This window comes from Acidithiobacillus sp. M4-SHS-6 (assembly GCF_047421495.1).
In the GTDB taxonomy this organism is placed as follows: Bacteria; Pseudomonadota; Gammaproteobacteria; order Acidithiobacillales; family Acidithiobacillaceae; genus Acidithiobacillus.
Genome location: NZ_CP175559.1, coordinates 2970553 through 2992262 on the forward strand (window position 1 = coordinate 2970553; position 21710 = coordinate 2992262).

General features: G+C 55.6%; 19 protein-coding genes. All 19 read left to right on the plus strand.

Translation table 11 applies throughout. From position 1 onward, the window contains the following. Nucleotides 1-70: 70 nt before the first annotated feature. The 19 genes from ACJU26_RS15485 to mnmE all read left to right on the plus strand — a co-directional run bounded on the left by ACJU26_RS15485 (nt 71) and on the right by mnmE (nt 21688). Nucleotides 71-982: a carbohydrate ABC transporter permease gene (locus tag ACJU26_RS15485; protein ID WP_414040493.1), complete on the plus strand. Its 912-nt coding sequence runs from the start codon at nt 71-73 to the stop codon at nt 980-982. 202 nt (nt 983-1184) lie between these two features. Then, a complete protein-coding gene (locus ACJU26_RS15490; RefSeq protein WP_414040494.1) occupies nt 1185-2345 on the plus strand; it encodes an ABC transporter ATP-binding protein in 1161 nt (386 codons plus the stop codon). 67 nt (nt 2346-2412) lie between these two features. Then, entirely contained in the window at nt 2413-3873 is a 1461-nt protein-coding gene (gene xylB, locus ACJU26_RS15495; protein WP_414040495.1) for a xylulokinase, read from the plus strand. A 621-nt stretch (nt 3874-4494) separates the two neighbouring features. Continuing rightward, entirely contained in the window at nt 4495-5319 is an 825-nt protein-coding gene (locus ACJU26_RS15500) for a carbohydrate ABC transporter permease (protein ID WP_414040496.1), read from the plus strand. 219 nt (nt 5320-5538) lie between these two features. Further along, nucleotides 5539-6267, plus strand: a complete 729-nt coding sequence (locus ACJU26_RS15505) for an SDR family oxidoreductase (protein WP_414040497.1) — start codon at nt 5539-5541, stop codon at nt 6265-6267. Nucleotides 6268-6290: 23 nt separating this feature from the next. Then, complete coding sequence (locus ACJU26_RS15510; RefSeq protein WP_414040498.1) at nt 6291-6857, plus strand: hypothetical protein; 567 nt, start codon at nt 6291-6293, stop codon at nt 6855-6857. Between the two features lie 10 nt (nt 6858-6867). Continuing rightward, nucleotides 6868-7593: an SDR family oxidoreductase gene (locus ACJU26_RS15515; RefSeq protein ID WP_414040499.1), complete on the plus strand. Its 726-nt coding sequence runs from the start codon at nt 6868-6870 to the stop codon at nt 7591-7593. 370 nt (nt 7594-7963) lie between these two features. After that, a complete protein-coding gene (gene glpD, locus ACJU26_RS15520; protein WP_414040500.1) occupies nt 7964-9505 on the plus strand; it encodes a glycerol-3-phosphate dehydrogenase in 1542 nt (513 codons plus the stop codon). Between the two features lie 27 nt (nt 9506-9532). After that, nucleotides 9533-11038 (plus strand): glycerol kinase GlpK, encoded by a 1506-nt coding sequence (gene glpK, locus ACJU26_RS15525; protein WP_414040501.1) that lies wholly within the window; start codon nt 9533-9535, stop codon nt 11036-11038. 20 nt (nt 11039-11058) lie between these two features. Continuing rightward, complete coding sequence (locus tag ACJU26_RS15530; RefSeq protein ID WP_414040502.1) at nt 11059-11961, plus strand: MIP/aquaporin family protein; 903 nt, start codon at nt 11059-11061, stop codon at nt 11959-11961. 80 nt (nt 11962-12041) lie between these two features. Then, nucleotides 12042-13043: a dihydroxyacetone kinase subunit DhaK gene (gene dhaK / locus ACJU26_RS15535; RefSeq protein ID WP_414040503.1), complete on the plus strand. Its 1002-nt coding sequence runs from the start codon at nt 12042-12044 to the stop codon at nt 13041-13043. A gap of 16 nt (nt 13044-13059) precedes the next feature. Further along, nucleotides 13060-13659, plus strand: coding sequence for a dihydroxyacetone kinase subunit DhaL (gene dhaL / locus ACJU26_RS15540; RefSeq protein ID WP_414040504.1), 600 nt, complete (start codon nt 13060-13062; stop codon nt 13657-13659). A 3-nt stretch (nt 13660-13662) separates the two neighbouring features. Continuing rightward, nucleotides 13663-15999: a dihydroxyacetone kinase phosphoryl donor subunit DhaM gene (gene dhaM / locus ACJU26_RS15545; protein WP_414040505.1), complete on the plus strand. Its 2337-nt coding sequence runs from the start codon at nt 13663-13665 to the stop codon at nt 15997-15999. 188 nt (nt 16000-16187) lie between these two features. Continuing rightward, a complete protein-coding gene (ettA, locus tag ACJU26_RS15550; RefSeq protein ID WP_414040506.1) occupies nt 16188-17855 on the plus strand; it encodes an energy-dependent translational throttle protein EttA in 1668 nt (555 codons plus the stop codon). A gap of 96 nt (nt 17856-17951) precedes the next feature. Beyond that, complete coding sequence (rpmH, locus tag ACJU26_RS15555; protein WP_024894327.1) at nt 17952-18086, plus strand: 50S ribosomal protein L34; 135 nt, start codon at nt 17952-17954, stop codon at nt 18084-18086. 4 nt (nt 18087-18090) lie between these two features. Next, nucleotides 18091-18441, plus strand: a complete 351-nt coding sequence (rnpA, locus tag ACJU26_RS15560; protein ID WP_414040507.1) for a ribonuclease P protein component — start codon at nt 18091-18093, stop codon at nt 18439-18441. Further along, nucleotides 18438-18653: a membrane protein insertion efficiency factor YidD gene (gene yidD, locus ACJU26_RS15565; RefSeq protein WP_414040508.1), complete on the plus strand. Its 216-nt coding sequence runs from the start codon at nt 18438-18440 to the stop codon at nt 18651-18653. The genes rnpA and yidD overlap by 4 nt, the downstream gene beginning before the upstream one ends. Nucleotides 18654-18669: 16 nt before the next feature. Beyond that, nucleotides 18670-20262, plus strand: coding sequence for a membrane protein insertase YidC (gene yidC / locus ACJU26_RS15570; RefSeq protein WP_414040509.1), 1593 nt, complete (start codon nt 18670-18672; stop codon nt 20260-20262). A 67-nt stretch (nt 20263-20329) separates the two neighbouring features. Then, entirely contained in the window at nt 20330-21688 is a 1359-nt protein-coding gene (gene mnmE / locus ACJU26_RS15575; protein WP_414040510.1) for a tRNA uridine-5-carboxymethylaminomethyl(34) synthesis GTPase MnmE, read from the plus strand. The last annotated feature ends 22 nt before the right edge of the window (nt 21689-21710 follow it).

The following is a 21710-nucleotide window of genomic DNA, read 5'->3' on the forward strand; positions in this document are numbered from 1 at the left end:
ATAAGGCTCAAGGTTCCGTTAATTACGTGGATTGTGTAAAGATCATGGAAACCAACGATTAGGTTTATGAATGAAAAAAATCTTCATTGAGAGGAGTACGTCCCAGGACAAGAGGCCTATTGGTGAGGTGCTTGAGCCCTGGTTTTTCATTGGGCCATCGTTGATCCTGTTACTGCTCGTTGGCCTTTATCCGATTATCTACACCGTATACATGTCATTTCACCATTGGATCATGGGTTATGGCGTTCCGCGATTCAACGGGTTCAGCAATTACATAGCGGCATTTACCTCAACTTCTTTCAGGAAGTCCGTGTTCACCACCCTGGAACTCCTGGGTTGCGCTTTGCCTATAGAAATGATCGTGGGACTGGGTATCGCACTGACCCTGGATGCCCAATACAACCGTACGCTCAAGCATTTATTGCAAATCTGCCTGGTGATACCCATCGCAATTACACCCGCGGTCATCGGGATGCTTACTCAATTGATGTTCAACCGCCAGCTGGGTATCATCAACTACCTGACGGGTCTGGTCGGCATCCCGCCCAGTGACTGGCTTGGCGGGTATCATAGCGCCTTCGTAACCATCTGTTTAGTCCAAATTTGGGAGTGGACGCCTTTCGTGGCCTTGGTCCTCTCAGCCAGCCTGGCGGTTGTTCCCACGGATATCGAGGAGGCGGCAATGTTGGAAACGGAAAGATGGTGGCCTCGGTTCAAAAGTATCGTTTTACCATTTATGTGGCCGGGTATAACTGCAGCGCTCGTCTTCCAAACGGCCTATATTCTCAAGGAATTCGGGATGATTTATTCTGCCGGAAAAGGCGGCCCAGGGTCCGCTACGGAGGTGGCCATGATTCATATTCAGCGTGTTGTTTTCAGTGGGTTTGACGTTGGTGTTGCTTCGGCAGAGTCGCTCTTGCTTCTGGTATTATCGATTGTTCTTGCGCGAATTTATATAAGGGTATTTTATCGGGAAGCCTAACCTCCAACATGAGGTCGAGGTAAATGGTCTTTACCGAACACCAAAAATGAATGGCCTATATCGTATTCACATTGTCCAGAAGAGTGAATTTCCGTTGTTTATAGGGGCAGTGACGGGTATTGTGGGTACGAGATTCAGCCGTAAGCTGTAGCCACCGGGTTTTAACCAGCAGACTGTTCAAATATTCTAGGAGATGGTATTTATGGCGCGCGTGCAGCTTAAGCAAATCTATAAGCACTTTGAAGGTGGAGATGTGCTTCGTAACATATCCATAGATGTAGCAGATGGAGAGTTCATGATCTTCATCGGGCCATCTGGATGTGGTAAGACTACACTTCTACGCATCATCGCCGGACTTGAAAAACCGACGGCCGGGAGTCTTTTAATTGATGGCGAAGACCTCACCAATGTGCCGGCGGCCCGCCGGGGTGTGGGGATGGTATTTCAGTCCTATGCCTTGTATCCCCATATGACTATCTATGAAAATATTGCCTTTGGACTTAAGGTTGCCAAAAAACCCCGCGCCGAAATCGATCGGATAGTACATGGCGTCGCTAGTTTACTGCAGATCGAGGAGCTGCTTCGACGCAAGCCGGCCGCTTTGTCTGGTGGGCAGCGGCAGCGCGTGGCTATCGGTCGGGCTATTGCGCGTCAATCGAGGGTACTTCTTTTTGATGAGCCATTATCGAACTTGGATGCGGCCTTGCGTGTGCAGATGCGGCTTGAGCTTATCAAGCTTCATCAGCGGTTAAACACGACTATACTCTATGTTACCCATGATCAGGTGGAAGCGATGACCATGGCGGATAGGATCGGTGTTATCAACCAAGGGCGGTTGGAACAGCTTGGTACACCCCTTGAGCTATATTGTCGCCCCGGCAATCTGTTTGTAGCTGGGTTCATCGGATCACCCAAGATGAATTTTTTAGATGTCCTTGTAACGGCGGTACAAGGAAATTACGTGACTGTCCAACTGCCGGGTGATGTGGCGATCAAAATGGAAATTACCATCACCAAACCGATCGCTTTAGGAAACCGTCTCAAACTGGGCGTGCGGCCTGAACACATTGCTTTACAAAGCAAAGTTGATGACCTGAACCAAGCAATATTACATGGCAAGGTGAATATCGTTGAACACCTCGGCGGGGAAATTTTAGTACATCTGCAACTGGAGGGCGACTCCTTGATTGTCATAAAGGCGCCGGGAACACATGAAGAGCTCGTTAACGGACAACCTTTGGATATCTCCATAACCTCCAGGTTTTGCTACCTGTTCGATCAAGACGGACAGACATTGAAATTTTTACAAGAGGGGACGGTAAACTATTTTGGCTCGCCGCTAGACCAAGTGCATACGGGGTAGGGTGTTGTGAAGCAAAGGACTCGGACAGGAAGTAACAAAAGTTTTCGAGTCGTTAAAGGTCCACACAATGTATTTAGGCATAGATATCGGTACTTCCAGCGTCAAGTCGCTACTTCTTGATGAAAATGGTGTGCTGATAGCAAGCAAGAGCGAAGATTTACCCATCTCGCGGCCTCATCCCATGTGGTCAGAACAAGATCCTGCTGATTGGTGGAAGGCTGTTGACAAGACCGTGCGGAGGTTAGGTTCGGAAATCAACTTGGGCGACATTAAGGCGATCGGGCTAAGTGGCCAGATGCACGGTGCCACCCTGTTGGATCGGCAGCAAAGAATACTGCGTCCGGCAATTTTGTGGAACGATGGCCGCAGCCATTTACAATGTCAAACTTTGGAGCGGCTTGTGCCCAATGCCAGACATATTACCGGCAACATAATGATGCCGGGATTCACTGCACCGAAACTGCTCTGGGTCAGAGAAAATGAGCAAACAATCTTTCGCGACATCGATAAGGTATTGCTTCCCAAAGATTATATTCGGCTGATGCTTACCGGCGAATTTGCCACCGATATGTCCGATGCCGCAGGTACAATGTGGATGGATGTCGCGGCCCGGAATTGGAACGACGAACTTCTGGATGCTTGTGGACTCAGTCGGGTACATATGCCAACACTTTATGAAGGCAATCAGATTACCGGCCTACTCCGTAAGCAAGTTGCCCTGGCATGGGGCATGTCGTGTGTGCCGGTAGTGGCCGGCGGCGGCGATAATGCTGCCGGGGCTGTTGGAGTGGGTATTTATCGGGCCGGGCAAGCGATGCTCTCGTTAGGCACTTCTGGGGTATATTTTACCGTAACCGACGGGTTTCGCAGCAATCCCGATCGTGCGGTACATAGTTTCTGTCATGCCTTGCCCAAGACCTGGCATCTGATGTCGGTCATGCTGAGCGCGGCGTCCTGCCTGGATTGGTTAGGTAAACTTACCAAGGTAGCGGATGTGACAGTGCTCCTTGATGAGGCCGAGCATGATGTCCAGGAAGGCACGCTGCCATGGTTCTTGCCATACCTATCCGGAGAACGTACGCCCTATAATGATCCCTACGCCAAGGGTGTATTCTTTGGCCTCACTCATCAACATGGCAGAGCAGAATTGGTGCGGGCGGTGCTTGAAGGGGTCGGTTTCGGTCTCCTTGACGGTATTGACGCAGTAAGTGAGTGCGGAACGGAGGTCAAGCAGACAACGTTGATTGGTGGGGGAGCTCGCAGTGTTTTCTGGCGCCAGATGCTTGCTGATATCAGCGGCCGTGTCCTGGAATATCGCAGGGGTGGAGAAAGCGGCCCGGCGCTTGGGGCGGCAAGGCTGGCACAGATTGCGCTCAACCCTTCACTCGATATCGCCATCCAATTGCCGCCACCCCCCCTTGAGCAGGTTCATCATCCCGACCGCGCCCGGCACGCGCAATATACCGAGCGACGCGCGACATTCAAGGAACTGTATAGACAGTTGCACGGATTAATGAGGTCCCCATGAGCCACCTACTCCTCGGCATTGGCACCTATAGCAGCAAGGGTGTGCTCGTCCACACTGAGCCGAGACTCGGGACCGGAAGCCTCCGGGCGGGGTGCTCAAACAGGAGCACCACCGCCGCCTCGCACCCCGCTTCCTCACTCGGACGGAGGAATACCGGCCGCCCTCGGTCTCCCGCGCATTATCGCCATACGATCTCGTTAATCGCGAATTTGGAAATTTGGGCGGGTTGACACAGGAATTTTATCGGCCTATATAATTCATAGTGTGCTTCAGTTGTCTAGGTATATGGATGGTATTACAGCAAATCATTTAATAACCAAACAACCGGTGCGCTTCGCCAGACCAAACGATTAAGGGGTGGAATATTATGAAGTAATTGGGCTCAAACAGGAAGTAACGAAATGGTTCTGGAAGGGCCGTTTTCTCCGGGTGGTCTTGGGGCGCTTGGCTTGCCCGGTCGAACGGCATCTTGAAAGGCTCCGTCAGCCCGATTCAAACCGCCAAGGCCAAGGTACAGTGCGATTCCGCCCACAAGAACTCCAGCAATAGGCCGACCTGCCGGGACTTGCTGGCTCTCAGCCAGACCGTGTAAGGCAGGCGGAATCTAAATCCGAGGAAAAAATGAGCAAATATGATTTCAAGAAAACGATACATGCTTTGGTGGTTTTTCTTATATTGGCCATTATTCTCTTCCCGGTTTATTGGATGGTCAGCGCGTCCTTAAAGACGGACAACGAGATATTCAGTATACCACCAATCTGGTTATGGAAGCCCACCCTACAAAGTTACATTTATACCATCGAAAAGGCTGGCATGCCTAGAGCGTTATTGGTCTCGCTCATCGTCACCGGCGGTTCAATCTTGCTTGGTCTTCTAGTATCCGCACCGGCAGCATATGGGATCGCTAGATTCAATTTCAAAGGCCGTAAGGAAATATGGTTTTGGTATGTAACTAATTGGATGTTGGTGCCCATGGTGGTACTCATACCTTTCTATCTGGTAGCCAGCAAGCTAAATCTCATTAATAACCCCATACTATTGATCCTGATCTTTCAAGTATTCGTAGTGCCTTTGATGGTCTGGCTGCTGGTCGATCAATTTCGCTCGATTCCCATCGTACTGGAAGAGGCCGCCAAGTTGGACGGCTTAAACCGACTTGGGATATTCCTACGTATCAGTTTGCCACTAACCAAACCTGGTATTGTGGTGGCCATGATTTTGTCTGCTATCTTCGCTTGGAATGACCTGCTATATGCCTTCATCCTCATGCCAGGGCAACATGAACGTACCGCGTCGACGATTGCTATTGCCTACCTGGGAGGCTATCTGATTCCATGGAGCAAAGTAATGGCTAGCGGAGTGATGATCTGTGCCCCGGTAGTTATCGCTGGAGTGATTATTCATAAACACATTGCCCGCGGGCTCACACTGGGGGCGGTAAAGTGAAGCCAGCCCAGTTTTCCGCAGGGATGGAGGCCACTCTAACGCCGTAGTATCAATGAGTGGCTATTACCCTCCGTTTTTTGCTGCGATCAACGGGTTTTTGTAGGGGTTGCCAGGCATTTCTTTCTGGATAGCTCATACCGGTATTTTACTGGATACGTTCCGGAAATGCTGGCTTCGATAAAGTGGTATTGTTATATCTCGTAAAAAAGGAGAGTGAATATGACCAACGAACTAGAAGGGAAGGTTGCTGCGATAACGGGAGCAGCTTCGGGTATCGGTCTGGCGTCCGCCGAGGCAATGCTGTCGGCAGGGGCCCGTGTGGTGTTAATTGATCGAGACAAGCCAGCCACAATGGCTATTGCGCAAAAGTTTGGAGACAGAGCCATCCCCTTGATAGCTGATCTACTGGACGTGCAAGCCTGTGACTCGTTGATTACGAAGCTACTTGAGAAAGCTGGGCATATCGATATTTTTCACGCAAATGCCGGAATTTATATCGGTGGCGACCTGATTGATGCGGATTCGCACAGAATCGATAACTTGCTCAATCTAAATGTCAACGTGGTAATGAAAAATGTCCGCGATATACTTCCTCATATGATTGAACGTGGCACTGGGGATATTATTGTAACAGGCTCGGTTGCTGGCCATTACCCGGTTCCATGGGAACCTGTTTATGCATCGTCAAAATGGGCAATCAGGTGCTTTGTGCAAACCACACGCAGACAGGTGTTCAAGCATGGGATTCGTATTGGCGAAGTCTCGCCTGGGCCAGTCAACAGTGCGTTGTTATCGGACTGGCCAGAAGAGAATCTTCGGAAATTGAAGGAGGCAGGCAGTCTCATGGAACCCACCGAAGTAGCCGATACAATCATGTTTATGTTAACACGCCCACGCAATATCACGATTCGTGATGTCATTATAGTGCCCAGCAGTTTCGATATGTAAGTTAACCGCGTCGGCGTGTTAATATGTCCGCCCAACAGAGTCTTGCCCAATGGCTTCACCAAATGTGTAAGCAAATCACAGAGCCGATCGCCCGTCTTGAACCCGGTGAAGTCGATGCATTGGTCAATGACCTTTGCCGAGCCAAACATATATTCCTCTATGGAGTCGGTCGCGAAGGCCTGATGATGCGGGCCCTAACAATGCGGTTATACCATTTGGGACTTGCGGCGCACTTTGTTGGGGATGTAACCACACCGGCAATCAACGGCGGTGACTGGCTTATGGTAAGTGCCGGGCCTGGCCAATTTGCAACAGTTGGGGCTCTGACTGCGATAGCAAAGGCCGAAAATGCCAATATAGCCTTAATTACCGGCAACCCCGCAGCATCCCTGCGTGGAAATGTTTCGCGTTGCCTTGTACTTGCTGCACGAACCATGCATGACGCACCTGATGCAGAGGCGTGTTTACCACTAGGCAGCGCATATGAAGGGGCGTTATTTGTTTTTTCGGAATATCTGGTTTCTAGAATGCAAATGAAACTGCTGATTTCCGAAGAGGTAATGCGCAACAATCACACTAACCTTGAGTAGAGGTATTAACATGCTATTCAACGGTAAGCGCATATTAGTTACTGGAGCCACTCAAGGGATTGGACGGGCAACGGCGCAGAGGCTGCGGGTTGAAGGTGGCCATACAATTGCTCTCGGCCGTAACGCCGCGGCGCTAAAAATTCTACAAAGTGAAATAGGTTGCGACATAATCTGTTTCGATCTAGTTAACATCGAAGCGATAGACAAGAAGTTAAAAGAATTTTTTCCCATTGACTATCTCGTTAACTGTGCGGGGATCGTGGAACCATCCCCCTTTTTGGCAACGTCAGCGGAAAATTTTGAACGGACGATGCGGGTGAATGCCCTTGCTCCGATGCGTCTCGCTCAAATTCTCGCTTGTCATTGGATAGAGACATCCAATCCTGGTGCTATTGTCAATGTTTCAAGCCTCGCCAGTTCAGTAGGGACTCCCAAGCACGCTGCATACTGTGCATCCAAAGCTGCATTGGATGCATTGACCAGGGTAATGGCTATCGAATTGGGGGGCCACAAAATCCGTGTCAACAGCGTTAATCCGGTCGTCACCAAAACGCCGATGGCCGAGTTGGCGTGGTCTGATCCGACGGCAGCGGCGGCTATGAAGGCCCGGATTCCTCTCGGGCGATTTGCGGAAAGTCAGGAAGTCGCTGCCGCCATCGTATTTCTCCTAAGTGAGAGCGCCGCAATGATTCACGGGGTTTGTCTGAATGTCGACGGCGGTTTTTCGGCGGGATAGTTTAATGTCGCAGGTCAGAGGGCTCCGGGGTGCCACCCGGTCTAGATCCCTTGGCAACCATGTGCTCGTACCGGTTGATGACGTTGACCTTGTCGACAAAGGGAGGGGCCGGGTCAAAGAGCTGGCCAAGCCAATCCTTAACGACCTTCCGCGCGAGCGTGGGTGTGACGTCTCTACCCCCAAGCATGGCACCGTAACCGATAAATCCCCCGCCAACCAACTAGCGGCATAATGTCCAAAGCGTTCTTTTCACCTTGCCTTATTGCCTATTATGAACTATCTATAAACGCGTGTTTGTGTGTGCGCGTTTCAACGCCGCAGATTCGGCCCTGTCTTGCCATACGCATGCAAATCATAGCGAGGAGGATGAGTGTCCCAACCCTTTGACTTACTGATTATAGGTGGTGGAATCAATGGCGCCGGGATTGCCCGGGATGCCAGCGGCAGAAAACTCTCGGTACTGCTGGTCGAGCAGGATGATCTGGCTGCACATACTTCTTCCGCCAGTACCAAGCTCATTCATGGTGGATTGCGCTATCTGGAGTACTATGAATTTCGTCTGGTGCGCGAAGCCCTCATGGAAAGGGAAAGGCTGCTGGGCATCGCCCCTCACATCATCTGGCCACTGGAGTTCGTGTTACCGCAAGGTCCCGAAAGCCGTTCTGCCTGGCTAATCCGTGCGGGTCTCTTCCTCTATGACCATCTCGCACCCCGCAGCCGCTTACCCGCGTCCAAGGCTGTGCATTTTGGACCACATCCGGCCGTTCAGGTTCTCAAACCCACCTATACCCAGGGGTTCACCTATGCCGACTGCTGGGTGGAAGATAGCCGACTGGTCGCCCTCAATGCTCTGGATGCTGCGGAAAGGGGCGCGAAAATTCTGACGCACACCAAACTGCTATCGGCGCACCCGGAAAAGCAACTATGGGCAGCCCAGTTGATCCATAAAAGCACTGGCCAGACAGAAACGGTTCACGCCCGGGCACTGATCAATGCGGCGGGACCCTGGGTGGGAGAGGTTCTGAGCAACGAACTCGGGATCAAAAGCCAAAAAACCGTGCGCAAGGTCAAGGGCAGCCACATCATTGTTCCCCGTCTCTATGAGGGGGATTATGCTTTCATTCTACAAAACCCCGACCATCGCATCATCTTTGCGATCCCCTACGAGTACGAGTACACCCTCATAGGGACCACCGATATTCCCTATGAAGGAGACCCTGCGCAGGTCCAGATTTCGGCGGAGGAAACCGCCTATCTGTGCGAGAGTGTGTCCCGGTATTTCCGGACTCCGGTACATCCCGACGATGTCGTTCGTAGCTATTCCGGCGTACGTCCCCTCTATGATGACCACGCCACCAATGCCTCTGCTGTCACTCGGGATTATGTGCTGGATATGCAAGGAGGCGGAGACACCCCTCCGCTGCTCTCGGTATTCGGCGGCAAAATCACCACCTATCGACGCCTTGCCGAGCATGCGCTATCCCTGTTGCAGCCCGTTCTGGGTCATCCCAAAGACCAGAGCTGGACAGCCAACGCGCCCTTACCCGGTGGAGACATTCCTCATGGCGATTTTTCCGGCTTTGTTCGCAGTCTGTCTGAACAATATCCATTTTTACCGGCACATCTCGCTTATCGTCTGGCCCGAGCCTATGGGACCCGCGCCCTGAAAATCCTCGGCAATGCCCGACAGATGGAAGATCTGGGTCAGGATTTTGCTGCGGGCCTGACCCAGGCCGAGGTGGACTATCTGGTGACACAGGAGTGGGCGCGAGAGCCAGAGGATATTTTATGGCGGCGTTCCAAAATGGCCTTGCATGTCCCTGAAGATACCCCGAAAAAACTGGAGACCTATCTACAATCATCGGAAATCGCCGAAAAAATCCGGCAAGGAGGTGCCACTACTTTGCCTTGATTTGTTTTTACTGCGGAGGAAATCACTATGTCAAAATATGTAGGGGCCATTGACCAGGGAACCACCAGTACCCGTTTTATTGTTTTTGACAAACAAGCCCATATCGTTTCTGTAGCGCAAAAAGAACATGAACAGATCTACCCCGCCCCTGGTTGGGTGGAGCACGATCCGATGGAGATCCTCAATAACACCAATGAGGTGATCGGTGCCGCCCTCGCCCGTGCCAATCTCAGCGCCGACGACCTCGCCGCCGTAGGCATCACCAATCAACGGGAAACCACGGTCCTTTGGGATCGCCATACCGGCCGCCCTCTCGGCAACGCCCTGGTGTGGATGGATGCCCGCACCGACCAACTGGTACAGCGTTTTGCGCGAGATGGCGGGCAGGGAAGGTTCCGCGCAAAAACCGGCCTGCCTCTGGCGACCTATTTTTCCGGGCTCAAGCTTTTGTGGATTCTGGAAAATGTGGAAGGCGCCCGGCGCCTGGCGGAAAGGGGCGATGCCCTCTTTGGCAATATCAATACCTGGTTGGCCTGGAACCTCACCGGCGGTGCGAATGGCGGCGTTCATGTGACCGATGTCAGCAACGCCAGCCGTACCATGCTCATGGACCTGCAGACCTGCAACTGGGATAAGGACATGCTCATGCAGTTCAAAATTCCCGAAGCTTGTCTGCCCAAAATTGTGCCTTCCTCTTCTCCTTATGGAGAAATCACCACTGCGCCACTACATGGCACCCAGCTGGCCGGGATGCTCGGCGATCAACAGGCCGCCCTGGTGGGCCAGACCTGTTTCGCCCCAGGGGAAGCGAAAAACACCTACGGGACCGGCTCCTTTCTGCTCATGAATACGGGCACCGAGCCGGTGCAATCCAATGCCGGACTGCTGACCACCTTGGCTTATCAGTTTGGTGACGAAAAGCCGCGCTACGCACTGGAAGGCGCCATAGCCATCACGGGGGCGCTGGTCCAGTGGCTGCGTGATAACCTCCACTTTTTCGATGTGGCCGGGCAAATCGAGCCCCTGGCTCGCAGCGTGGAAAACAATGGGGACGTGTATGTCGTCCCGGCCTTTTCCGGCCTGTATGCCCCTTATTGGAAGGATGATGCTCGGGGTGTCATCGCCGGACTGACCCGCTTTGCCAACAAGGCGCATATTGCCCGGGCTGCCCTGGAATCCACGGCCTATCAGGTGCGCGATGTGGTCGAAGCGATGCAAATGGATAGCGGAATCCCCCTCAGCAGCCTGCGCACCGATGGCGGCATGGTGGTGAATGAACTGTTGATGCAATTCCAGTCAGACATGCTGAAAGTGCCGGTATTGCGCCCCCAAATGATCGAAACCACGGCGCTGGGCTCTGCCTATGCCGCCGGTCTGGCCGTGGGTTACTGGCATAACATTGAAGATCTCCGCGCCAATTGGCGCATTGACAAAACCTGGGAACCCAAAATGGGTGACACCGATCGTGATCATTATTACCAGTCGTGGAAAAAAGCCGTCACCCGCTCTTTTGCGTGGGTTGACCAAGTCTAAGATAGAAGGAGACCATAAAGATGGATGAAAACACATCGGTAAATTTCGGCGTCAAAAAAGGCTGGCGGGCGGAATCGGTCTGGGCCGAAATGCTCGCCGAGTTCCTGGGATGTTTCGTATTGATCGCTTTTGGGGCGGGTAGCGTGGCCGCGGCGGTGGTGGGGCTCACAGAGTCCCATCGCACCGTGGTGATCTTTCAGGGGGCCGGGGGCTGGATGATCATTGTCTGGGGGTGGGCCTTCGCCGTGGCCATGGCGGTCTATGTGGCTGGCGGTGTATCCGGGGCACACATCAATCCGGCGGTCACCCTGGGTTTTGCCATCAAGGGCAATTTCCCCTGGAGAAAGGTTATCCCCTACTGGGTTGCCCAGGTAATTGGCTGTTTTGCTGGCGCCGCCCTCGTTTATTACGATTATTTTCGGGCCATCAATGCCTGGAACCTGGCCAATCATGTCGTATCCCGGGCTTCCCCGGGAGGATTGACGACCTTCAGCATTTTCGGCACCTTTCCCGCTGCCTATTACGGAAACCAGATGGGCCTCGCCCTACTGGACCAGATCATCGCCACCTTCTTTCTGATGCTTTTCGTGCTGGCCCTCATCGATACCACGAACGTCGGCCCGGGAGCGAACCTGGCACCCCTGCTCATCGGCTTGGCGGTGGCGGCCATCGGGATATCGTTTGGAACGGGGACCGGCTATGCCATCAATCCCGCCAGAGACTTCGGTCCGCGCCTGTTCTGTTGGTTGCAGGGCTGGGGACCCAATGCCTTTCCGGGGCCGCATGGGTATTGGTGGGTGCCCATCCTGGGCCCACTCATTGGCGCCAGTCTGGCGGCATTGGTATATGAATGGGGCATCAGCCGGACCCTCCGGGCGCGGGCCGCAGCCTTGCCGAAACAACAGCCCGAGGTGGAACCCTAGGGTCGGGGCGTCCCGCTCGTGAAGTGACCGCAGGCCCTTGATGATGTCCGCGAACCCGTGCGCGGCGAGGAGAATGGAAGATGAAGCAATTACGCAATCAGCCAGAAAAGGTGGTCGCCGAGGCGCTGGAAGGCATGGCCCTGGCTTACGGCGACTTGGTGGAAGTCCACCGTGATCCCAACTATATTCGTCGAAAAGGGATCCCTCCAGCAGGCAAGGTGGCGATCGTTTCCGGCGGCGGATCAGGCCATGAACCCATGCATGGCGGTTTCGTCGGGCACGGAATGCTGGCTGCGGCCTGCCCGGGAGCGATCTTCACCAGCCCGACCCCGGATCAGATCCTCGCTGCTTCCCAGGCCGTGCAGGGGGGTTCGGGGGTGCTGCACATCGTCAAGAACTACACCGGCGATGTCCTCAATTTTCAGCTCGCCGCAGACCTTCTCCAGGAAGCGGGGGTGGCCGTGCGACAGGTGATCATCGATGACGATGTCGCCGTCCAGGACTCCCTGTATACCGCAGGGCGGCGGGGTGTCGGGGCCACCGTGCTCGCCGAAAAAATCTGTGGCGCCGCCGCAGAGGCCGGCGCCAGTCTGGATGCTGTGGCGGCACTGTGCACATCGGTAAATGCCTCTGCCCGTTCCATGGGCTTGGCGCTGAGCCCCTGTACCAACCCGGAAACCGGTCAAGCCAGCTTTACCCTGGGGGAGAATGAAATAGAGTTTGGTATTGGCATTCATGGTGAACCGGGCCGACAACGCATTCCCTGGCAACCGGCTGATACCTTGACGGAAATGCTGATGCTGCCCATTGTTGAGGACTTGCCCTTCAAAAAGGGCGATGAGGTCCTGCTTTTTGTCAATGGGCTGGGAGCCACCACGCTTCTGGAGCTGAATATTGTCTATCGCGCCGCCGAAACCCTGGCCAGCCGGCATGGCCTCAAGGTCTCAAGAAGGCTGGTCGGCTCCTACATGACCAGTCTGGATATGGCCGGGGTCTCCATCACCCTCTTGCGCCTGGATGAATCCATGCGTTCCTATTGGGATGCCCCGGTCTGTACCCCGGCACTGCGCTGGGGTTTGTAAATAGAGGAGCCGTGTTATGGCATATGCTGTGGCCACCCTGATGCAATGGATGATTTGTGCCGAAGAACAATTCAAGTCCCATCTGGCCGAACTGAATGCCCTGGATGCGGCCATTGGCGATGGCGATCATGGCAGCAACCTGGCCCGGGGCTTTGCCAAGGTCCGCGAAAAACTCCAGGCCCATTCCCCTGAAACACCTGCCAGCCTGTTCAAACTGGTGGGCATGACCCTGATCAGTACGGTAGGAGGAGCTTCCGGGCCACTGTATGGCAGCTTTTTTCTCGAAGCCGGCAAAATAGCCGGGGAGCAGAGGGAACTGGACGATGCCACCCTGACACGGTGCTTGCAGGCAGGGCTGGCAGGCATCCAGAAACTGGGCAAGGCCGAACCGGGAGACAAGACCATGGTCGATGCCCTGGAGCCAGCCATCAGCGCCCTGGTCGGCCATGCCAAAATGGACGTGGCCGCCCAAAAAGCCCGGGAGGGCCGGGACGCGACCATTCCCCTGATCGCCCGCAAAGGCCGGGCCAGTTATCTGGGCGAACGCGCCATAGGACATGTCGATCCTGGCGCCAGTTCCGCCAGTCTGCTCCTGGATTGTCTGGCAATCCGTTAAGCCATGGCAGCAGTCGGATCCAAAATCAATACGGTAGGCATTGTCCTGGTCTCTCACAGTCGGGCCCTGGCCCAGGCCACAGCAGCGCTCATCCGTCAGGTTACCGGGTCGGATCTGCGTCTGGCGATTGCCGCGGGCAGCGGAGAGGGGGGAGTGGATTTGGGCACCGATGCCCTGGCGATACAGGCCGCCATCGAGGGGCTGGACAGCCCCGCCGGAACCTTGATTCTCATGGATATGGGTAGCGCACTTCTGAGCACGGAAATGGCGCTGGACTTGCTGGCAGATTCTCTCAGGGCACGGGTTCAGATGAGCAGTGGACCCTTTGTGGAAGGTGCCATGGCCGCTGCTCTGGCTGCCAGCGGCGGGGCTGCCTTGCCGGCAGTGCGCCAGGAAGCGGAAAACGGCCTGCGCATGAAGCAACAACAACTCGCCTCCGACAACGTCAACACTGGACAGACTCCGCAGGTACCCCCGCTTGCCCCGGAACTGCAGCGCAGCTTGCGCTTGTCCGATCCGGCGGGCTTGCATCTGCGCCCGGCAGCCGCATTGGCAAAGCTCGCTCTGGCCCGGCCGACGCCCAGTTTCATCCGCGCCGCGCGGCATCCTGAGCATGCCGTTTCTGCCGCCAGCCTCACGGCCATGCTCGGTCTCGATCTGCGCCAGGGAGAGGAGATCATTATCGAAACCTCGGGTGCGGATGCCGCCGCTTTCCTGGATGCCGCAGCACAGACCCTGCAAGCGCAGCCAGCGGAAAATTTCACACCCATGGCCACCCCAAAAGTCCCCTCGGGTCCGAGGGGTGCCGTTGCCGGTTTTGCCCAGGGACCTCTCCTCATCCGGGATTCACTATTGGCTGCCATTCCCGCAACCCACGATCCCGACAGCACAAAATCCCTCCGGCAATTTCAAGCAGCGGTGGAACAAGTACAGCAACAACTCAGCGATCACCCCATATTGGCCGCCCAGGACCTGCTCTTGCGGGATCCCGTCCTGCTGGAACAAACCCGCAAAAAGATTCAGGAAGAACATCTGAAGGCAGCCCCGGCCTGGGCGCAGGTCATTACCCAGGCTGCAGCACAAATCGATGCCCTCAGCGACCCCATTGTTCGTGCCCGTGCTGCAGATTTGCGCGACCTCGGTCATCGGGTCCTTCAGGCCATGGGTGTTGTTGCGGAAAATACGCCCTGCTCTGGACCACCCGCCATTTTACTGGTGGATGATCTGCTGCCTTCCATCGCGCTGCACCTCGATCCCCAGCAAGTTCTCGGCGTCATAGATCGTCATGGCAGCGAGCATTCTCACGCGGCCATCCTCCTGCGGGGCGCCGGCATTCCCTATATCATCAACGCCGGGAACCCTGACCTGGCCAATGCCCGCACTGTGGCCATGGACGGCGCAACGGGAGAATTCTGGCTGGACCCCGATCCCAAGACCCTCGAAAAGTTGCTTGAACGTGAATCCGCTGGACATAAGCTGCCGGAAAAGGGAGATTATGGCCAGCTCATCCTGAACGATGGCAGCCGCCTGGAACTCTGGGCCAATGTCGCCAGCACTGCTGAAGCCGACACAGCCAGACGCCTAGGTGCCAGGGGCATCGGCCTGCTCCGTACCGAGTTCTTTTTTCTTGATCAAAAAACCTTGCCCGATGAAGAAAGTCAGCTCCAGGCCTTGGGCCAGGTCATGGCCCCCATGCAGGGCCGGCCCATCGTTGTGCGCGCGCTGGATGCCGGGGCCGATAAGCCTTTAGGGTTTATGCCCCTGGGCGACGAAGCCAATCCTGCCCTCGGCCGTCGCGGCCTGAGGGCCCTGCTCGCCTTTCCCGATATTTTTGCCTTGCAACTGCGCGCCATGCTGCGGGCTGGCCGGGACCACCAGCTCTCCATCATGTTGCCCATGGTCACCAACCCCGAAGAATTGCGTGAAGCCCATGGCATTCTGGAGCAGGCTCACCACGCCCTGGAAGCGGCCGGACAGCCGCATCGCTGGCCGGTAGCTCTCGGCATCATGGCCGAAGTTCCGGCAGTGGCCCTCTGCATGGATCGCTTTAATGGCCTCGCGGATTTTGTCTCCATCGGCAGTAATGATCTGACCCAATACACCCTGGCCAGTGACCGTAGCAACGCGCTGCTCGATCCCTTGGGGAATGCAGCGCATCCGGCGGTACTGGAATTATGTCGAAACCTTGTCCGGGATAGTCAGGTTCCGGTTTCCATTTGCGGAGAAGCGGCCGGAGATCCCCAAATTGCGCCATTATTGGTCGATTGCGGCATTCGGCGCCTGTCCATGGCGCCACGCCGGCTACCGGAACTTTTTGCGCATTTCTCTCACAAAACCTGAATCGCCCAGGCCTCCGCGACGGAAACATATGGGCTTCAAGAAATGCTGTCTGCTGCAACGCCGGGCATTTTGTTCCGGCATCAACAAACAGGATAAAGCTCCGGATGTTCCAGGGTGTCCACAAGCGCCGCCGTCTGCGCTACACTCCTGGGCCAATCAGCCCACCACGCTTTCGAACGGGAAACGCCATGGCGCAATACGTATTTACCATGAATCACCTGAGCAAAACCGTCCCCCCCAAACGCGTACTGCTCAAGGATATCTCTCTCTCCTTCTTTCCTGGCGCAAAAATCGGCGTCCTGGGCTTGAACGGCTCGGGGAAATCCACCCTGATGAAAATCATGGCCGGTGTGGATCGCGAGTTCGAGGGGGAGGCCCTCCCCATGCCGAACCTGAAAATTGGCTATCTTCCTCAGGAACCCAGCGTCGATCCCAACAAAACCGTCCGCCAGGTCGTCGAGGAAGGACTGGGCGATATCCTCGATGCCCAGCAGCAACTGGAAGCCGTTTATGCGGCCTATGCCGAACCGGATGCCGACTTCGACGCCCTGGCTGCCGAGCAAGGCCGCCTGGAAGCCATAGTCGCCGCCAGTGACGGACACCAGGCCGAACAACAGATGGAAGTGGCCGCCGATGCCTTGCGTCTGGCGCCCTGGGATGCCCTGGTGGGACCGCTTTCGGGAGGAGAAAAACGGCGCATCGCCCTCTGTCGCCTGCTCATCAGCCGCCCCGACATGCTCCTGCTCGACGAACCCACCAACCATCTCGATGCCGAGTCGGTGGAGTGGCTGGAACAATATCTGCAACGCTTCAGCGGTACCGTGGTCGCCGTCACCCATGACCGCTATTTCCTGGATAATGCCGCCGAGTGGATTCTGGAACTGGATCGCGGCCGCGGAATTCCCTATAAGGGCAACTACTCCGCCTGGCTGGATCAAAAGGAAAAGCGTCTGGAACAGGAGGCGCGCAGTGAAGCCTCGCGCATCAAGGCCATGCAGCAGGAGCTGGAATGGGTGCGCCAGAATGCCAAGGGGCGGCAAAGCAAAAGCAAGGCGCGCCTTGCCCGTTTTGAAGAACTCAGTTCCTATGAATACCAGACCCGCAATGAAACTTCGGAAATATTCATTCCCGTAGCCGAGCGACTCGGCAATGAAGTCATTGAATTCAAGGAGGTCAGTAAAGGCTTTGGCGACCGCCTGCTGTTTGAGAATCTCAGTTTCAAGATTCCACCGGGGGCCATTGTCGGCGTCATTGGTCCCAATGGAGCGGGTAAGTCCACGTTCTTCCGGATGATCGTCGGCCAGGAACAACCCGATAGTGGAACGGTCAGCATTGGCCCTACGGTAAAAATGGCTTACGTGGACCAGTCCCGCGATGCCCTGGCCGCCAAGAACAACGTCTGGGAAGAAATTTCCGGGGGTCTGGATATTCTCACCGTCGGCAAATTCGAGATTCAGTCCCGGGCCTATTGTGGTCGCTTCAACTTCAAGGGCAACGACCAGCAGAAACTGGTCGGGCAACTATCCGGCGGAGAACGCGGCCGCCTGCATCTCGCCAAGACCCTGATCGCTGGTGGGAATGTTCTGCTGCTCGACGAACCCTCCAATGATCTGGATGTGGAAACCTTGCGCGCCCTGGAAGATGCCCTTTTAGAATTTGCCGGCAGCATTCTGGTGATCTCCCATGATCGCTGGTTTCTGGATCGTATCGCCACCCACATCATCGCCTTTGAAGGGGATGGACACGTCGAATTTTTTGCCGGTAATTATCATGAATATGAAGCCGACAAAAAACGCCGCCTTGGCGAAGAAGGGGCCAAACCGCACCGTTTGCGCTACAAACCCATCATTCGCTAGCGTCGTGAACCATGCGCCACCATTCAACGCCTTGACTTTCTGGCAGCATCTCCTTATCTTCTCAGCCCTTAGGATTTACCCGCAGGAAGTGTTCCAATGAAGCGTACTTTTCAACCCAGCATTACCCATCGCAAGCGTACCCACGGCTTTCGGGCCCGCATGGCCACCAAGTCCGGGCGCCTTGTTCTGAAACGTCGGCGCGCCAAGGGCCGTCAGCGTCTCTGTCCGTAAGCATATGCATCCGGCGCCGGCGCATCCCCATCGCTTCACCCGCGAGGATCGCCTCCGCCAGAAAGCGCTTATCCAGCGCACCATTCAACAGGGGCGCAAAAAAGTTTTTCCCGAGTTGACCATGTATACCCTTCCCAACTCTGTTTCCCATCCTCGACTGGGTCTGGCCGTGAGCCGCAAGGTCGGGAATGCCGTCATTCGTAACCGCGTCAAACGGCGTCTGCGTGAAGCTTTTCGTCTGCAAGAACAGCGCTCGGCCGGGCAGGATGTCATGGTAGTGGCCCGTAACGGGGCGAAAAAGCTCAGCATGCGAGCCATGGGGGTTTATTTCCGGCAACTGTTGGGGAAGGCATGAGAGCGCGTCGCGCCGCCGTGCTCGCGGTTCGCACCTACCAATATGCCATCAGCCCCTTGCTGGGCCATCATTGCCGTTTTTATCCAACCTGCTCTGAATACACTTGCCAGGCCATTGAACGCTATGGCATTGTCAAAGGTTCCTGGCTAGGTATCAAGCGCATCGGCCGCTGCCATCCCTGGCACGCAGGCGGTGTGGATCCTGTTCCTTAAAACACACTGGGGCTCCATGGAAAATCAGAAAACCTTTCTTGTCATTGCGTTGGCCGTGGTCATTTTTTTGCTGTTTCAGGCCTGGCAAGAACAAAACGTGCCGAAATCCGTGCCCCCCGCTCCCAGTACCGTCAGCAAGGCGGTGACGCCCAGCACCGCTCCCGTGGTTTCATCTCCGCCCAGCACAACTGCCGCACCGGTGGCTCAGGCCATTGCCCCGGTCAAAGGTCCGACGATTCCTTTCGAAACCCGGGTTTTTACGGGCCAGATCAGCCTTCATGGCGGCGACATCCAGAATCTCGGCCTGCGCGATTATCCTTCAGCCACCAATAATCCCAAGCCTTACCCCATTCTCGATACCACTCCGGCCAAACTGACCATCCAGCAAAGTGGTTTCATAGGCAGTGATGGACAACTGCTTATTCCCCAGTTTGTCGAAGAAACCCCGCATTCGAGCAGCGCCGGTTCATTCGTCCTGAAGGGCAAGGCCGGGCCTTTGACGGTCAGTAAGACATGGACTTTCCAGCCGGACAGTTACCTTGCGGAAGAGCATATCCAGATTACCAACACCGGCACCCAAGCCTGGAACGGCAGTTATTTTGACCAGATCCTGCGCAACGACCGCGCCGAAAGCCACATGTTCATGTCCATTTTTACGGGCGCCGTGCTGATGCACAGTGGCAACTTCAGCGAGGTGAGCTTTAGTGACATGCGCGATCACCCGCGCCTGGAAGCTGGCCCCGGCTGGGCGGGAATGATGGATCACTACTTTCTGGCGGCGATCCTGCCTCCCGAACAAGCCCATGTGCAGGTGTATGCGCGCCCCTCGGGAAGCAATTATGTGGCCGGGGTGAACACGCCCCTGCCGACTCTGGCTCCTGGGCAGAGTGCCCGTATTACCCAGCAGGTTTTCCTCGGCCCCAAACAGCAGAGCCGACTGGCCGCTCTGGGACGGGGCCTGGAACAAACCGTGGATTATGGCTGGTTTGCCATTATCGCCGAACCCATGCATCTGGTCCTCAAGTGGTTTCATAGCCTGGTCGGCAACTGGGGTCTGGCCATCATTTTTCTGGTCATTGTCATCAAGGCGATTTTCTTTTATCCCTCGGCCATTAGCTATCGATCCATGGCCAATATGCGTAAGCTCCAGCCCAAACTGGAGAAACTGAAAAAAGAATGTGGGGATGATCGTCAGAAGCTGGGCGCCGCCATGATGGATCTCTACCGCACGGAAAAAGTCAACCCGATGGCGGGCTGTTTGCCCATCCTGCTGCAAATGCCTTTTTTCATTGCCCTGTACTGGGTGCTGGTGGAAAGCGTGTCCCTGCGTCAGGCGCCGTTCATTCTCTGGATTCACAATCTGGCGGTGCCGGATCCTTATTTTATTCTGCCACTGCTCATGGGCATTTCCATGTTTTTCCAGCAGCGCCTCAATCCCGCACCCGTCGATCCGATGCAGAAAAAAATCATGTCGGCACTGCCGGTTATTTTCGCGGTGTTTTTCTCCTTCTTCCCGGCAGGTCTGGTGCTTTACTGGTTGACCAACAACGTCGTGTCCATTGGTCAGCAATACCTGATCACCCGGCATATCATGGCCGCCAAGGACTAAGTGGCGGCAGCTCTTTTCCGGGCCGGGCCACCGGACCTGGCCTCCAGAGCTAGCGCAGGGTTCCGCGATGTCCTATGAACAGGGAGACACCATCGTCGCCATTGCCACGCCGCCTGGAGAGGGCGGGGTTGGTATTGTGCGCCTCTCCGGTCCGAAGGCCTTGGGGATTGGCCAGAGCCTCTGTGGCCAAAGCCCACGCAGCCAGCCCTGGCCAGCCCGACAGGCCCAATTCCGCCGCTTTTACAGTCCGGATGGACTGAGGATAGATCACGGGATTACCCTCTATTTTCCCGCACCCCATAGTTACACCGGAGAAGACGTGGTGGAGTTACAGGGACACGGCAGCCCGCTGGCTCTGGCCGCATTGCTGCGGGCATGCGTAAAGCATGGAGCCCGAATGGCACGCCCCGGTGAATTCACCGAAAGAGCCTTTCTCAATGGTCGCCTGGATCTGGCCCAGGCCGAGGCGGTGGCAGATCTCATTCATGCCCGCAGTGAAGCCCAGGTGCGTGCCGCTGCGGCCAGTCTGGAAGGGGCCTTTTCCCAGGCGGTGGAGGCGATTCATGCACAATTATTGCGTCTCCTTGCGCTGGTGGAGGCCAGTCTGGACTTCAGCGAGGAAGACCTCGGTGATACCCACGAAATAGCGGTGCGCGACGGGCTCGCCGCTTTACAGCAGCAACTGCTGCAATTGCAACAACAAGCCCGCCAGGGTGCCCGCCTCGCCCGGGGCGGGCGGGTGATCATTGCCGGTCGCCCCAATGTGGGCAAATCCAGCCTGATGAATGCCCTGGCCCAACGGGATGCCGCCATTGTCACCCCGATTCCGGGGACCACCCGGGATTTGCTACGCGAGGAAATTCTGCTGGAGGGTTTGCCCATTGAGCTCATCGATACGGCAGGGCTCCGGGAATCGGATGATCTGGTGGAGGCGGAAGGCATTTCCCGCGCCCGGCAGATTCTCCACAGTGCCCAGTTGGTCTTGCTGGTCGCTGACGCCCAGGCGGGTTGGCAGCAAGACGATCAGTCCATTGTCGACGCACTGCCCCCCATTCCCCGCTTGCTCGTCTGGAACAAGCGGGATCTGGTCACCACGCTTCCCAAAGCGCCTGTAGATGAAGACATCTGCGCCATTTCTGCCCTGAAAGGGCAGGGTATGGACAGGCTCAGAGCGCAGATCATGGGGCGGATGGGTATGGACCACAATGTCTGCGCCTTCAGCGCACGTGAACGCCATGTGGAGGCCCTCTCCAAAGCGATGGAAAAAGTAACCGAGGCCGTCCGTCTGCAACAGGCCGTTGGCCTTCCGGAACTGCTGGCACAAAACCTGCGGGAAGCCGCCCATGCCTTGGCCCAGGTCACCGGCAAAATAGATGTGGAAGAGCTGCTCGGAGAGATCTTTTCACGTTTCTGTATTGGCAAATAAGCATTGAAAAATGGGCCGGATA